The organism is Gluconacetobacter tumulisoli, from assembly GCF_014174155.1.
GTDB classification, from domain to species: Bacteria; Pseudomonadota; Alphaproteobacteria; order Acetobacterales; family Acetobacteraceae; genus Gluconacetobacter; species Gluconacetobacter tumulisoli.
The window spans coordinates 57,757-72,846 of sequence record NZ_JABEQM010000006.1 but is presented as its reverse complement, the minus strand read 5'-3'; the positions used below and the strand labels follow the sequence as shown (position 1 = coordinate 72,846).

Annotated in this window: 15 protein-coding genes; 7 read left to right on the top strand and 8 right to left on the bottom strand. The window is 65.9% G+C overall.

Annotated elements, in window-relative coordinates; genetic code table 11:
- Positions 1–6: 6 nt before the first annotated feature.
- Both lexA and HLH28_RS08895 read right to left on the bottom strand, forming a co-directional pair.
- Positions 7–726, bottom strand: coding sequence for a transcriptional repressor LexA (gene lexA / locus HLH28_RS08900; RefSeq protein WP_182957859.1), 720 nt, complete (start codon positions 724–726; stop codon positions 7–9).
- A 132-nt stretch (positions 727–858) separates the two neighbouring features.
- Complete coding sequence (locus tag HLH28_RS08895) at positions 859–2,067, bottom strand: molybdopterin molybdotransferase MoeA (protein WP_182957856.1); 1,209 nt, start codon at positions 2,065–2,067, stop codon at positions 859–861.
- A 159-nt stretch (positions 2,068–2,226) separates the two neighbouring features.
- Between HLH28_RS08895 and rpmG the strand changes: the two genes are divergently transcribed.
- Positions 2,227–2,394, top strand: a complete 168-nt coding sequence (gene rpmG, locus HLH28_RS08890) for a 50S ribosomal protein L33 (RefSeq protein ID WP_176640578.1) — start codon at positions 2,227–2,229, stop codon at positions 2,392–2,394.
- A 116-nt stretch (positions 2,395–2,510) separates the two neighbouring features.
- Here the strand turns inward: rpmG and HLH28_RS08885 are convergent, their stop codons facing one another.
- Positions 2,511–2,840, bottom strand: a complete 330-nt coding sequence (locus tag HLH28_RS08885) for an FtsB family cell division protein (RefSeq protein ID WP_182957851.1) — start codon at positions 2,838–2,840, stop codon at positions 2,511–2,513.
- Positions 2,841–2,974: 134 nt separating this feature from the next.
- Positions 2,975–4,255, bottom strand: a complete 1,281-nt coding sequence (gene eno / locus HLH28_RS08880; RefSeq protein WP_182957848.1) for a phosphopyruvate hydratase — start codon at positions 4,253–4,255, stop codon at positions 2,975–2,977.
- A gap of 191 nt (positions 4,256–4,446) precedes the next feature.
- On the opposite strand from eno, the gene HLH28_RS08875 reads away from it, so the two are divergent.
- Positions 4,447–4,923 (top strand): DUF3429 domain-containing protein, encoded by a 477-nt coding sequence (locus HLH28_RS08875; RefSeq protein ID WP_182957844.1) that lies wholly within the window; start codon positions 4,447–4,449, stop codon positions 4,921–4,923.
- Between the two features lie 18 nt (positions 4,924–4,941).
- Here the strand turns inward: HLH28_RS08875 and kdsA are convergent, their stop codons facing one another.
- The 4 genes from kdsA to tpiA all read right to left on the bottom strand — a co-directional run bounded on the left by kdsA (position 4,942) and on the right by tpiA (position 8,601).
- Positions 4,942–5,775, bottom strand: a complete 834-nt coding sequence (gene kdsA / locus HLH28_RS08870) for a 3-deoxy-8-phosphooctulonate synthase (protein WP_182957842.1) — start codon at positions 5,773–5,775, stop codon at positions 4,942–4,944.
- On the bottom strand, positions 5,772–7,403 hold the full coding sequence (locus tag HLH28_RS08865; protein WP_182957839.1) for a CTP synthase: 1,632 nt from the start codon (positions 7,401–7,403) through the stop codon (positions 5,772–5,774). The genes kdsA and HLH28_RS08865 overlap by 4 nt, the downstream gene beginning before the upstream one ends.
- A gap of 118 nt (positions 7,404–7,521) precedes the next feature.
- Entirely contained in the window at positions 7,522–7,821 is a 300-nt protein-coding gene (gene secG / locus HLH28_RS08860) for a preprotein translocase subunit SecG (RefSeq protein ID WP_182957836.1), read from the bottom strand.
- A 36-nt stretch (positions 7,822–7,857) separates the two neighbouring features.
- A complete protein-coding gene (gene tpiA / locus HLH28_RS08855) occupies positions 7,858–8,601 on the bottom strand; it encodes a triose-phosphate isomerase (protein ID WP_182957833.1) in 744 nt (247 codons plus the stop codon).
- 263 nt (positions 8,602–8,864) lie between these two features.
- On the opposite strand from tpiA, the gene HLH28_RS08850 reads away from it, so the two are divergent.
- The 5 genes from HLH28_RS08850 to trpC all read left to right on the top strand — a co-directional run bounded on the left by HLH28_RS08850 (position 8,865) and on the right by trpC (position 15,090).
- The gene (locus tag HLH28_RS08850) at positions 8,865–10,796 is read left to right on the top strand and encodes a peptidylprolyl isomerase (RefSeq protein WP_182957830.1); all 1,932 of its coding nucleotides are present in this window, start codon (positions 8,865–8,867) and stop codon (positions 10,794–10,796) included.
- Complete coding sequence (trpE, locus tag HLH28_RS08845) at positions 10,793–12,355, top strand: anthranilate synthase component I (RefSeq protein WP_182957827.1); 1,563 nt, start codon at positions 10,793–10,795, stop codon at positions 12,353–12,355. The genes HLH28_RS08850 and trpE overlap by 4 nt, the downstream gene beginning before the upstream one ends.
- A gap of 155 nt (positions 12,356–12,510) precedes the next feature.
- A complete protein-coding gene (locus tag HLH28_RS08840; RefSeq protein WP_182957824.1) occupies positions 12,511–13,107 on the top strand; it encodes an anthranilate synthase component II in 597 nt (198 codons plus the stop codon).
- A 7-nt stretch (positions 13,108–13,114) separates the two neighbouring features.
- Positions 13,115–14,230, top strand: coding sequence for an anthranilate phosphoribosyltransferase (gene trpD, locus HLH28_RS08835; RefSeq protein ID WP_182957821.1), 1,116 nt, complete (start codon positions 13,115–13,117; stop codon positions 14,228–14,230).
- Positions 14,230–15,090, top strand: a complete 861-nt coding sequence (gene trpC / locus HLH28_RS08830; RefSeq protein ID WP_182958223.1) for an indole-3-glycerol phosphate synthase TrpC — start codon at positions 14,230–14,232, stop codon at positions 15,088–15,090. Before trpD ends, trpC begins: the two co-directional genes overlap by 1 nt.

Here is a 15,090-nt window from a genome sequence, read left to right as displayed (position 1 = left end):
CGGTTTCTAATATTGCCGCAGCAGGCCCACCAGTCGTCCCTGAATCCGCACGCGGTCCGACGGAACGATGCGGGACTCATAGCGCGCATTGGCCGGTTCCAGGGCAATCGTGCTGCCGCGCCGGCGCAACCGTTTCAGCGTGACCTCCAGATCGTCGATCAGCGCGACGACGATCTGCCCGTTCTCGGCAGTATCGCTTTGCCGGATGATGACGGTGTCGCCGTCCAGGATCCCGGCTTCGATCATCGAATCGCCCGCGACCTCCAGCGCATAATGATCGCCCTGGCCCAGCAGGGTCAGCGGGACCTCGATCTGCGCACCGGTGTCGCGCATGGCCTCTATGGGCTGGCCCGCCGCGATCCGCCCATAGAACGGCAGGTTGATGGCCCCGGCCTCGGTCGCGACATGGGCGCCGGTCAGGCGGCTGGCAAAATCACCCTTGATGACGTTGGGCACGAAGGCCCCGGCCAGCAGCGGGGCAGGGGTATCCTTCTCCTGCGCCGGCAGCGCCACCTCGGGCAGGCGCAGAACCTCCAGCGCACGGGCACGGTGATGGCGCCGCTTCAGGAAATCGCGCTCCTCCAATGCGGAAATCAGGCGATGGATACCGGATTTCGAACGCAGGTTCAGCGCATCCTTCATTTCGTCGAAAGAGGGTGAAAAACCTGTCTGCTTCAGGTGCCGGTCGATGAACAGCAGGAGTTCATGTTGCTTGCGCGTAAGCATTCGGGCCCCCGTGATCTTGCCATTCCGATGGTTGACCGTTCCGTTGCCAGAATTTGGAACAAACAGGAAACCTCTCCGGCGTGTTCTATATTGGTTCCGGGTGTTCCGTCAACATCCCGGACGGTCCGGATATTAGATGAACAGCGTGTCCAGCCGGATGATCCGGCACGTCTCGCCCCGTTCCGCCGCAGGGGCGTGCGGCGGGCGGACAATCAGTGCCTGGCTGTCAGCGAGGGTGCGCAACATGGCGGAATCCTGCCGGGAAAACGCCGTCGCGACCAGCGCACCGTCGTCCGCGCGGGCCAGGCTGGCGCGCAAATGATCCATCCGAAGGTCGTTGGCCGGCAACGCGCTGCCCAGGCGCGCTAGGTCATGGTCGACCGTCAGGTCCGCCCGGCCGGACATCGCGCGAATCGCCGGCATGATGAACAGGATGCCGCAGACCAGCGCCGCCACGGGATTGCCGGGCAGCCCCAGGACCGGTACCCGGCCGATCCGGCCATGCATCAGGGGCTTGCCCGGGCGCATGGCGATCTTCCAGAAATCGACCGACAGCCCGATCCGTCCCAGCCCCTCCTGCACCAGGTCATAGCGCCCGACGCTGGCCCCCCCCGCGGTCAGCAGCAGGTCGGCAGCCTCGATGCCGCTGGCGAGGCGCGCGATCTCGGCGGCGTCGTCGCGGGCGGTCGGCAGGATCAGCGGCGTCGCGCCGCAGGCCCGCACCAGCGCCGCCAGCATCGGCGCGTTGGAATTGGCGATCCCGCCCGGGGGAATGTCCCCCCCAGGCAGGCTGACCTCATCCCCGGTCGACAGGATCGCGACGACGGGGCGCCTGTACACCGGCACCCAGGCATGGTTTGCCGCCGCGATCAGCCCGACCTCCCGCGCCAGGATGTGTCGCCCTTCCGGCACGACCGGCCACCCCAGCGCGAAATCCTGCCCGCGCCTGCGGATATGCTGGCCTGTGGCTACCCCGGACAGCACGGCGATGCGATCGCCCGCTTCCGTCCGCGCATTCTCCTGGATCAGGATACTGTCCGCGCCGTCCGGCAGGACGCTGCCGGTATAGAGGCGCACGCAGGTTCCGGCCTCCACCTGGCCCTGGAAGGGGTGGCCGGCCGGACTTTCGCCGACAATGCGCAGCGTGTCGCCCGATCGGCAATCCACCGCGCGTACGGCATAGCCGTCCATGGCCGACACATCCGCCGGCGGGTTGTCCAGCCGGGCGCAGATAGGGGCCGCCGCGACCCGTCCCCAGGATTCGGCCAGCGAGACCAGTTCGGTTCCCGTGGGCGTAAGGTCCGCCAGAATCCGCTTCTGGGCCTCGGAGACACTCAGCATCTATCGGATTCTCCCTGTTTCCCGGCGGGATCGACATATATCTCGCCGATTCGTGCGACTAACGCTTGACCTGAAGGCTGTGTATGCGCATTTTCCGCCGACTTGAACCACTGCTGCACCTGATTGTTCCAGCAGCGGCGGAGCAGTGCTGAGGATTCCATGGCCAAGACCAACACCATCCAGATCAAGCTCGTCTCGACGGCGGACACCGGGTATTTCTACGTTACGAAGAAGAATGCCCGTGCCCAGACCGGCAAGCTCGAGATGCGGAAATACGATCCCGTCGCGCGGAAGCATGTTGCCTTCCGCGAAGCGAAGATCAAATAACGAGCCGACGATCCGTCAGGGGATTTCCCCTACGGATCGCGTGTCATGAAAAAGCCGGGCGGTCCGTCATCGGACCGCCCGGCTTTTTTTTGTCTGGAGGCTGTCCCGCCTGTCAGTCAGTAGAGGTGGTCGTGCGGCCCGTAGGGAACGATCAGTTCGTCGGGGCGCCCCAGGTTGAGCATCGCCCGCGACCGCTCGTCCAGCGTATCGGTATCCAGCGCGCTTTCCTTCAGGCCGCGCACGCGCCGGCTCCAGGCCGCCTGTTCCGATATTGCGTCCTGCTGGGCGGCCCTGGCCTCATCCAGCAGGTGAAGCTGGGCGGCGTAGCTGTGCAACCCATGGTCCCCCTGCATGACGTTCCAGCCGAAATAGGCGGTCAGGCCGATGAACAGGGCAGGGGGAACGACCATGCGGACTACCCGTCGGATGATCCGGCCGATCTGCATGGTCTAGGTTCCCTTCCGCCAGGCCCCGGACACGGGGTCGGGGCGGTTTTCGCCCGAAAGTATTCCCGATCCGCCAGGGGCATGGAACTGTTTTTCTTCCAGTTTCCGCCGGATCGGGGAAAATTTTCGGGCAATCAGGCCGATTTGAGGATCGTGCGACCCGCGTACCGGGCGGCCGTGGCCAGTTCGTTCTCGATACGGATCAGCTGGTTGTATTTCGCCGTCCGGTCGGAACGCGATAGCGACCCGGTCTTGATCTGTCCGCAATTGGTGGCGACCGCCAGGTCGGCGATCGTCGAATCCTCGGTCTCGCCGGACCGATGGCTCATGACCGCGGTATAGCCGGCGCGATGGGCCATCTCGACCGCCTCCAGCGTCTCGCTCAGCGTGCCGATCTGGTTGACCTTCACCAGCAGCGAATTCGCCACCCCGGCCTTGATCCCCCGCCGCAGGCGGTCGGGATTGGTGACGAACAGATCATCACCCACCAGCTGGACCGTCTTGCCCAGGGTCGCAGTCAGGGTCGCCCAGCCTTCCCAGTCGTCTTCCGCCAGGCCATCCTCGATCGACACGATCGGGTAGCGGCTGGCCAGGTCGGCCAGGTAGGCCACCATTCCCGCCGAATCCAGGGTCTTGCCTTCGCCTTCCATCACATAGCGGCCATCGTGATAGAATTCGGTCGACGCGCAATCCAGCGCGAAGGTCACGTCCTCGCCGGGGCGATAGCCGGCGGCTTCGACCGCCTTGGTGATGAAGCCCAGCGCCTCGTCGGCGGATTTCAGGCCGGGGGCGAAACCGCCCTCGTCACCGACATTGGTGTTGTGGCCGGCGGCCGACAGGTTCTTCTTCAGCTGTGCGAAGATCTCGGACCCGACGCGGACCGCGTCGGCCAGGGTAGGCGCCCCGACCGGCTGGATCATGAATTCCTGGATGTCGATCGGGTTGTCGGCATGCTGCCCGCCATTGACGATGTTCATCATCGGGACGGGAAGGGTGCGGGCATAGACACCGCCGACATAGCGATAGAGCGGAACCTGCAATTCCTCGGCCGACGCCTTGGCCACGGCCAGCGACACGGCCAGGATCGCATTGGCGCCCAGTCGGGCCTTGTTCGGCGTGCCATCCAGGTCGATCATCGCCTCGTCGATCGCGACCTGATCCATCGATTCGGCGCCCTGAAGGGCCTCCAGGATCTCTTTCTCGACATGCTCGACGGCCTTCAGGACGCCCTTGCCGCCATAGCGTGACTTGTCGCCGTCACGCAGTTCGACCGCCTCGTGCGCGCCGGTCGACGCGCCCGACGGGACGGCGGCGCGGCCCTTGGCGCCGGACGCCAGTTCGACATCGACCTCGACCGTCGGATTGCCACGGCTGTCCAGGATCTCGCGCGCGATGATATCGACGATAGCACTCATGGATCTGCTTCCTCGTTATGTGGATATTGGGCCCGTTGCAGGTTCGGCCGGAAGACGCAACGGCGACCGGCTCGCCCCCCCCTTGAAGACCGGACAAGACGAGGCGGATGTCCCATCGTCCGTCACGATCCGGCATAATGGGGCGCCACCCGTCGCGGTGGGGACCTTAGCAGGAGGTGATGGAGAAGAACATGAAGCGCCTGCCCCTTCTGGCGATCATAATGGGGATCGTCAGCCTGTTTCCAGTCATCGTCTGTTCGGTCGGAGTGATCTTTTTTCCGGCGGATCGTCCGGTACCCGGCCCCATGATGGCGCTGGTGGAATATTCCGCCCTTCTGCTGGCCTTCACCGGGGCGGTTCATTGGGGGCTGGCGCTGGAGGCACCGGCGATCCTGTCCGCCCCCGGAACGGCACGGACCGATAACCGGCGCCTGCTGCTGGGCGGACTCCCTGTCCTGATCGGCTGGCTGGCCATCCACCTGACCTTCCTGGGCCACACGGCCGCGGCCCTTGCCGTCCTGCTGGCCGCGTTTGGGGGCATCTTCCTGATGGAAAGGGCGGCATGGCGCAGGGGAGAGCTGCCGTCGGGCTATCTCGCCCTGCGGCTGTGCATCACCGTCGTCGTGCTGACGTGCCTTTTGGCCGTCTTTCTGGCGCGGCTGATATAAGGGGCCGGGCCGGGTCCTTCAGACACCGCCCTTGGTCAGGCGGTCATACGTCGCCAGGCGCGTCACCAGCGCCTTCATCTCCCTGATCGGGATCATGTTGGGGCCGTCGCTGGGCGCGCTGTCCGGATCCTGGTGGGTTTCTATGAATACCGCGGCCACGCCGATCGCCAATGCAGCGCGCGCCAGAATCGGCGCGAATTCCCGCTGGCCGCCCGACGCGCCCCCCAGTCCGCCCGGTTGCTGGACCGAATGGGTGGCATCGTAGACGACCGGATATCCCGTCGCGGCCATGATCGGCAGGCCGCGCATGTCGTTGACCAGGGTATTATAGCCGAACGTGGTGCCCCGTTCGCACAGCATGATACGGCTGTTGCCGGTCGACGCGATCTTGGCAGCGACGTTGGCCATATCCCAGGGGGCCAGGAACTGCCCCTTCTTGACGTTGATCGCGGCCCCTGTTTCCCCCGCGGCCAGCAGCAGATCGGTCTGCCGGCACAGGAAAGCAGGGATCTGCAGCACGTCCACCGCCTCGGCCGTGGGCGCACATTGCTCGGCCGTATGCACGTCGGTCAGGACCGGGACAGCGAATCGTTCGCGCACGCGAGCCAGGATCTCCAGCCCCGCGGCCATGCCGACGCCGCGCGCGGCCCCCAGACTGGTCCGGTTGGCCTTGTCGAACGAACTTTTATAGATCAGCCCGACGCCGGTTTCGTGCGCGATCGCGTGCAGGGCCTCGGCCATCTCCATCGCATGGGATTCGGATTCGATCTGGCACGGCCCCGCGATCAGGGCAAAGGGCCGGTCATTGGCGACGACCAGCCCACCGACGGAGACGGCGACGGAACCGGTCATACCAGGCGCATCTTCTTTACCGCCGCCCCGACGAAGCCGGAGAACAGCGGGTGCGGATCGAACGGCTTGGACAGCAGTTCCGGATGGTACTGCACGGCGATGAACCAGGGATGGTCCGGATATTCCACGATTTCAGGCAGGATGTCGTCCGGGGACATGCCGGAGAAGCGCAGGCCCGCCTTCTCCAGGATGTCGCGGTAATGGACGTTCACCTCGTAGCGGTGACGATGCCGCTCCCGGACCTCCGTCTCGCCATAGACCTCGGCCACCCGCGACCCGGGGACAAGCTTCGCCGGATAGGCCCCCAGGCGCATGGTGCCGCCCAGTTCCCCGCCTTCGCGCCGGCGCAGCCAGTCGTTGCCCCGTGCCCACTCGGTCATCAGGCCGACCAGCGGCTCGTCGGTGGCGCCGAACTCGGTCGACGAGGCGTTCGGCAGCCCGGCCAGGTTCCGGGCACATTCGATGACCGCCATCTGCATGCCGAAGCAGATTCCCAGGAACGGAATATTATGTTCCCGCGCGAAGCGGACGGCCTGGATCTTGCCCTCGGCTCCGCGCTCGCCGAAGCCACCGGGGACCAGGATCGCATGCGCGTCCCGCAGGGCTTCGATCGCCGTTTCCGATTTCTCGAAAATCTCCGATTCGACCCAGTCCAGCTTGACGCGCACGCGATTGGCGATTCCGCCATGCTGCAGCGCCTCGATCAGGGATTTATAGGCGTCGAGCAGGGCGGTGTACTTGCCCACGACTGCGATCCGGACCTCGCCCTCGGGATGGCGCATGGCCTCGAGCACCCGATGCCACGCCGCAAGGTCGGGTTCCTGGTCGAAGGGCAGGCCAAAATGGCGCAGGACCTCGGTATCCATGCCCTCGGCATGGTACGAGATCGGGCAGGCGTAGATCGTGTCGACATCCAGGGCCGCAACCACAGCTTCGGGCCGCACATTGCAGAAATTGGCGATTTTCCGACGCTCGTTGTCGGGAATCGGACGATCGGACCGGCAGAGCAGCATCTGGGGCTGGATACCCACGTTCTGCAGTTCCTTGACGGAATGCTGCGTCGGCTTGGTTTTCAGTTCACCGGCCGATGGGATCCAGGGTAGCAGCGTCAGGTGGACGAACATCGTCTGGGCCGCGCCCAGGTCGTTGCGCAACTGGCGGATCGCCTCCAGGAACGGAAGGCTTTCGATATCGCCCACCGTTCCGCCGATTTCCACCAGGACGAAATCCAGGTCGTCCGTGCCGGCCACCACGGCTTCCTTGATGGCGTCCGTGATATGGGGGATGACCTGAACCGTCGCGCCCAGGTAATCGCCGCGCCGTTCGCGGGCGATCACGTCGGAATAGATCTGTCCGGTGGTGGCGTTATCGGCCCTGGTGGCATGAACGCCGGTGAAGCGTTCATAATGCCCAAGGTCCAGGTCGGTTTCCGCACCGTCATCGGTAACGAAGACCTCGCCGTGCTGATACGGGCTCATGGTGCCCGGATCGACGTTGAGATAGGGATCGAGCTTGCGTAGCCGGACCCGGTAGCCGCGCGCCTGCAGCAGTGCCGCGAGGGCTGCTGAGGCGATGCCTTTACCGAGGGAGGAAACCACGCCGCCAGTGATGAATACAAACCGCGTCATGGATGGCCTCCCTACACCGTTTCCCCCCGCCGTGGGAAGCCCATAGTCGAATACGCCGACTGGACGGGAGCGATAAAAGCCCGCGCCCATGCCCGGGCGCGGGGATGTCCATGCGTCTTCAGTGAGCCGGAGTGGGCGTGGGCGCCGGCGCCGCGGGCTGCGCCAGGATGTCATGGCCCGCGCCGGTCGAAGCCCCGCGATTCATGACGGCCAGCGTCAGCGACAGCATCATGAAGATCGCCGCCAGGATCGAGGTGGCACGCGTCAGCAGATTCGCGGTCCCGCGACCGGACATGAAGGTTCCCATGCCCTGGCTGCTGCCGATTCCCAGACCACCGCCCTCGCTGCGCTGGATCAGGACCGTTCCGATCAGGGCAAGGGTGACGAACAGATGCAAAAAGAGAAGGACGGTAATCATACTCGCTTCCAGATGAGACGCCACGTGACGGACCGTCTACAGTTCGACGGCGGCCCGGACAATCGGGAGAAATGTATCGGCCTGCAGGCTGGCACCGCCGACAAGCGCGCCCCCGACCTCGGCGATGGGCAGTATGGTCGCCGCGTCGCGCCCGTTGACCGACCCACCATAGAGGATCCGGATCGTTTTTCCAGCCGCGCCGAACTGCCGCACCAATTCGGCGCGAATGAAGGCCATCATGTCCGCGATATCCTGGCTGGATGCCGGCACGCCCGAACCGATCGCCCAGACCGGTTCATAGGCCACGATCCCGGTAAACCCGTCGGGCAGGGACCCCTTGATCTGCCAGCCGATCGCATCACGGCAGTCGCCCGATGCCCTCTGGTCCTCGCTTTCGCCCACGCAGACGATGGGCGTCAATCCGGCCGCCGCCGCGGCGACCGCCTTTTCACGTACCGTCTCGTCCAGTTCGCCATGATCGCGGCGACGCTCGGAATGACCGAGAATGACGTATTCGACGCCCACATCCGCCAGCATCGCGGCGGAAATATCGCCGGTATGCGCGCCGGACGCTGTTTGATGGCAATCCTGCGCGCCAAGGAAAATGCCCGTCCCCTTCAGCGCCGCCCCCAGCTGCGCGAGCAGCGTGAAAGGGGGGCAGACCACGACCTGGGGCGGAGACGGCATGGCGGCCACTCCCTCCGCCACCGCCGTGACCAGGTCGCGCGACGCGGCGCACAGCCCGTTCATTTTCCAGTTGCCGACGATCATCTGCCTCATATGTCTTGATCCCTCTGCCTGCGTGCCGCCGTTTTGTCCGGTCTTTCGACGGTCTTTATCTTTTCCAGGGGGAGTATCGACCGGATATTGTACCCTACACCATGCGCGCCATCCCGTGGCAATGCCGCAATGTCCCTGAATCCCGCACGGACCCGAACAGGGTTCTGGTCAAGCTGCGGTCCTGTCCTTATGGTGCGCGGCCGAAAAGGTGGCCGCCTGCCGGTCGCGACGCCTCTGCCGCTTATGTTCGGATCCTGTACTTTATGATTTCCTTTCTGCGCCATGCCTTCGTCGATTCCTGGGTGGGGCGTGTCATCGCCGGCCTGCTGTTTCTTGCCTTCGTCGGCTGGGGGGTCGGCGACGTGCTGTCGAACATGGGAAGCGAGCGTGCCGACGTCGTGGCACATGTGGGGCCCCGCACGATCACGACCGATGCGTTCATGTCGGCGGTGCAGAACGAGATGCCCCAGGTCGCGCGGCAGATGGGGGTTGCCGATGCATCGCAGCTTCCGCCCGCGACCCGCCGGGAAGCGGCCCAGCAGGTCCTGCAACGCCTCGTCATGCAGGCCGAGATTGCCCTGTCGGCCGAACGGCATGGCCTGATCGTTCCCGACGACGTGCTGCGCGACGAGGTCTTTGGCCTGCAGGCCTTCAAGGGCGCCGACGGCCGCTTCGACCGCAAGCTGTTCGACGCGCGCCTGCGGCAGATCGGCATGACCGAGGGGCGGCTTCTGGACCTGGTCCGGATGGACATCGCATCCCGCGCCCTGATGGAACCGATTCGCAACGGCGTGCGCGCGCCGGAGACGATGGTGCGCCGGGCTTTCGAGTTCGACGCCCAGACCCGCACGCTCGACCTGGTCCGCGTCGCCGTCGGCGATCAGTCCGCCCCCACGCCGGACCCTGCGCAGCTGCGTCGCTTCTATGACAATCATCCATGGCTGTTCCAGACGCCGGAATATCGCCATGCCCGGATCGTCGTCCTGTCGCCCGAGACGATCGCCCGGTCAGTGGAGGTTCCGGAGGAGGAACTGCACCGCCTGTATGACGCCCAGCAGGCGAAATACCATCAGCCGGAAACCCGGACCGTACAGATCGTGACGGCTTCCGACGAAGCCCGCGCCCGCGCGATCGTTGCCCAATGGCAGGCAGGCACGACCTGGGCGCAGGTCCAGGCCGCCGCGAAGGACAGCGCGTCGGTGCAGATGGACGGTGTCCGGGCGGCATCCATTCCGTCGGCTTCCCTGTCCAAGCTGGTCTTTGCGGCCCCCGTGGACACCCTGCAGGGTCCCGCGCAGACCGATACCGGGTGGGTCGTGTTCAAGGTGACGCAGGTCACCCCGCCGCATGACACGGATTTCGCCGCCGCCCGGCAGGAATTGCACGACCAGATCGCCCAGGCACATGCCGGCGAGTTGATCGGCGCCCGCGTCCAGAAGCTGCAGGACGCCATCGCCGGCGGCGGCCTGGACCGGATTCCCGACACGCTCGGCGCCAGCGCCACCGCCGGCACACTGGATGCCCATGGCCAGACGCAGTCCGGCGACGAAGCGCCCATTCCCGCCTCCGGCGCGGCCCGCCAGGCGATTGTGGCGCGGATCTTCAGCCAGGCGAAAGGGGCGAACCCCGCCCTGGTCCAGGGGCCCGACCAGACATGGTACGCGGTGTCGGTCGACAGCGTAACGCCCGGACAGCTCCAGCCCCTTTCGTCCATTTCGGACCAGGTCGGCGCGGCATGGCAGGACGAGGCCCGGCGCCATGCGGCGAATGTGCAGGCGACGGCGCTGTATCTGGCGGCGAAGACCAGGGGCGGGGTGTCGCAGGCGGCTTCGACCGGCCAGACCGTGGTGCATAGCGCCCCACTGGTCCGCGGCCGCCAGACGGCCGGCATCCCCGACAGCCTCGCGCAGCTGGCGTTCCGGATCGGCTCGACCGGCCAGTCGGTTATGATCGAGGACGCCGACGGGTTCTACGTCGCGACCCTGACCGCCATCACGCATCCCGACCCGTCCACGCAACTGATGCAGGTCGGCCGGATCCGCACGGGCCTGACCCAGTCGATGGCGGACGATATCGAGATGTCCTACGCCATGGCCCTGCAGAACGACGTAAAGCCCAAGACCAACATGACCGCGATCCAGTCGGTCCTGTCCTCCGTGACCGGTGCCGATGGCGCGGAAGGCGGTGTCAGGTGACCTTCCTTTCCGATTCGTCCCGTCCGATCCCGCCCGACCGCGAGGAAACCCTGTTGGTCCTGCGCCAGGGGGACGCCGCTATCGTCTGGAGTGTCGAGGTCGCCGACCTCCTGACGCCGGTTTCGGCATTCATGCGCCTGTCCCGGCTGGCCGGGGCCAGCGACATGTGCCCCCCGCGCAATGCCTTTCTTCTGGAAAGCGTCGAGGGCGGCGTGGCGCGCGGACGCTATTCCGTCATCGGGCTGCTGCCCGACCTGATCTGGCGCTGCCATGACGGCCAGGCCACGGTCACCCGAAACCCCGACGACACGGCCGCGTGCCCCGAGCCGGTGGCGGGCCGACCGCTGGAATCACTCCGGACGATCATCCGGGACAGCCAGATGACGCTTCCCGACGGCCTGCCGCCGATGACGGGCGGCGTGTTCGGCTATCTGGGCTACGACATGGTGCGGCAGATGGAATATCTGCCCGACATGCCGCCCGATGATCTCGGCCTGCCGGAAGGGATCATGATCCGGCCGGGGCTGTTCGCAATCTTCGACACCGTGCGCGACGAGCTGACCCTGGCCGTCCCGATCCGCCTCCGCGACGACCGGTCACCTGAGGAGGCCTGGCAACACGCGCAGGACCTTCTGGCACTGGCACGCCAGACCCTGTCGGAACCGCTGGCGCTGCAGGAGATCATGCCGACCTATGCCGGGCCGGTCGATCCGCCGCGATCGACCTTCACCCGAGAGGCCTTCTGCGACGCCGTCCGGCGGATCCAGGATTATATCACCGCCGGCGATGCGTTCCAGGTCGTGCCAAGCCAACGTTTCTCGACTTCCTTCACGCTGCCGGCGCTAGCGCTGTACCGGGCGCTGCGTCGTATAAATCCGGCGCCGTTCCTGTTTTATCTGGCGCTGGACGGCTTCAGCCTGGTGGGGTCGTCACCGGAAATACTGGTGCGCCTGCGCAAGGGGCAGGTAACCGTGCGTCCGCTGGCCGGCACACGCCCGCGCGGCCGGACTGCCGCCGAAGACCGCGCCCTGGAGGAAGAGCTTCTGGCCGATCCCAAGGAACGGGCGGAACATCTGATGCTGATCGACCTGGGCCGCAACGATGTCGGGCGCGTGTGCAAAATCGGCTCGGTCCGCGTCACGGAAAAATTCGTGATCGAGCGGTTCAGCCACGTGATGCATATTTCCTCCAACGTAGAGGGAACGCTGCGCCCGGGGCTGGAGGCGCTGGACGCCCTGGTCGCCGGCTTTCCTGCCGGCACATTGACCGGGGCACCGAAGATCCGGGCGATGGAGATCATCGACGAAGTCGAACCGACCCGCCGTGCAGCCTATGCCGGTTGCATCGGTTATTTCGGGGCCAGCGGCGACATGGACACCTGCATCGGCCTGCGCATGGCGGTGGTGAAGGACGGCGAGATGCATGTGCAGGCCGGATGCGGCGTCGTCGCCGACAGCATCCCCGAGGCCGAGTACGAAGAAACGCAGCACAAGGCGCGGGCGCTGTTCCGTGCGGCGGAAGCCGCCACCCAGTTCACGCGCGGCCGGAACGAAGTGTAGGGGGGCGCGGACGGACTCCACCGATCGGGTTATAAACTTGCGCCGAAATTGGGGTTTAACGCAACAAAACCTTACGTTTCCGCAGATAAAGATTATTTCGATCAATTCCCGATCTGCTGTTTGACCGGGCTGAAACGGGAGGTCATCATATTGCCATGATCCTGCTGATCGACAATTACGACAGCTTCACCTTCAACCTCGTCCATTACCTGGGCGACCTGGGGGAAGTGTGCGACGTCCGTCGCAACGACGCCCTGACAGCCGACGAAGCCCTGGCGTTGAAGCCGGAGGCCATCGTGCTGTCGCCCGGCCCCTGTTCACCGAACGAGGCGGGGATCTGCTGCGACCTGATCCGCAAGGCAGCGGGCCATGTTCCCATCCTCGGCGTGTGCCTGGGGCATCAGGCGATCGGCCAGGTCTTCGGCGGCACGGTCGTCCGGTCCCCGACGCCCATGCATGGCAAGGTCAGCCCGGTCATGCATGACGGAACAGGCGTGTTTGAAGGCCTGCCCAACCCCTTCCGCGCCACGCGTTACCACAGCCTGACGGTAGATCCGGCAAGCCTGCCGTCCGACCTGGTGCCGGTCGCCCGGACCGAGGACGGAGTCATCATGGGGCTGCGTCATCGCGTCCTGCCCATCTTCGGCGTCCAGTTCCATCCGGAAAGCATCGCGTCCGAACACGGGCACGATATCCTGGCCAACTTCATGGCGATCGCGCGGGGCCGTAACACGCCGCGGAAAGCGGCCTGAGCCGATCATGGAGGGTGTGCCCCAGTCCGTCGATCCAGCCGGAGCGTTTCGGGCCATCCTGGGCCGTCTGGCACAGGGCAAACGCCTGACCGAACGCGAGGCCGAGCAGGCATTTGGCCTTATCATGGACGGCGGCGTGCCCGACACGCTGATCGCCGCCTTCCTGATGGGCCTGCGCGTGCGGGGCGAGCAGCGCGCGGAATTGCTGGGCGCCGTCCGAGCCGTACGGTCCCGCATGCGCAGTGTCGCCCCGGTGCCCGCCGGCACGATCGACGTCTGCGGCACCGGCGGCGACGGATTGGGGACCCTCAATATCTCCACCGCCGTGGCCTTCGTCCTGGCCGCGCTGGGCGTGCCGGTGGCGAAGCACGGTAATCGCGCCCTGTCGTCGCGATCGGGCGCCACGGATGTGCTGGGGGAACTGGGCGTGCCGTTGTCGGACGACCCGGCCGTCATCAGCGACAGGCTCGCCCGGCTGAACCTGGCGTTCATGGCAGCCCCCGCCCATCATCCCGCCATGCGGCATGCGGCGCCGGTACGGGTGGCGCTGGGGATCAGGACGCTGTTCAACCTGGTCGGGCCATTGTGCAATCCGGCCAACGTGACGCGCCAGTTGGTCGGCGTTCCCGGTTCCGTCTGGCTGCGGCCGGTCGTGGAGACGTTGCAGCTTCTGGGAAGCGAGCGCGTATGGGCGGTCCATGGCCAGTGCGGGGCGGGGCGCGGGATTGATGAACTGACGCTGGCAGGGACGACCGCTATCGTGGCGCTTCAGGACGGGCAGATCCATGAACTGAGCCTGGAGCCTGAAGACGCGGGCTTGCGCGCCGCGCCGATCGAGGCGATCACGGGGGGCAGCCCCCGGGAAAATGCCGAGGCCCTGGCGGCGATGCTGGCCGGCGCCCATGGCGCCTATCGCGACACGGTCCTGCTGAATGCCGCTGCCGCACTTCATGTTGCGGGACGCGGGGAGGTGCTTCACGATGGAGCCATCCGGCCGGCGGCGTTGCGGACGCTGGTCGCCGATGCCGCCCGGGTTCTCGATAACGGGGCGGCGCTGGCCGTGCTGAACACCGTGCGCGACCGCAGTGCCGTTACCGTAGAGGGGATTGTGCAGGCTATATGATGAACGACACGCCGACGAATCAGGCTGAGACCGCTGGCGGAAGCGGGCCGGACCCGGACGACATTCCGGACGTCCTGGCGCGGATCTGCGCCAGGACACGGGTCGATGTCGCCCAGCGTGCGACGATTATGCCGCTGAAGGACGTGACCGCCCGCGCGCGCGAGATCAATACGCCGACGCGCGGTTTCGGCCAGGCGCTGAAGCAGCGGACGGCGGATCGCCAGATCGGACTGATCGCGGAAATCAAGAAAGCATCTCCGTCGGCGGGCATCCTGCGCCCCGACTACAATCCGGCCGCGATCGCCGCGCAATACGAGAAGGCCGGGGCCGCCTGCATCTCGGTCCTGACCGAAGGATCGTGCTTTCATGGCTGCACCGAGGACCTGGAACGGGTCCGCGATGCATGCGGCCTGCCGATCCTGCGCAAGGATTTCATCCTGGATCCCTGGCAGGTCCATGAAAGCCGCCTGATCGGGGCCGACTGCATCCTGCTGATCCTGGCGGCATTGACCGATGCCGAGGCATCGGAACTGCTGGATGTGGCGCGGGGCCTGGATATGGACGTCCTGGTCGAAGTGCATGATGAGACGGAACTCAATCGCGCCCTGGCCCTGGATACGTCGCTGATCGGCATCAATAACCGTAATCTCAAGACGTTGAAGACGGACCTTGAGACAACGATCCAGCTGACCCCCCTGGTTCCCCCTGATCGGATCGTCGTCTCCGAAAGCGGCATCAGGACGCATGGCGATGTCTTGCGCCTCAGCGACGTGGGGGCCAGCGGCTTCCTGGTCGGGGAAAGCCTGCTCCGTCACGATAACCCCGGCGATGCCGCCCGCGCGTTGCTCGGCTTCTCGTAA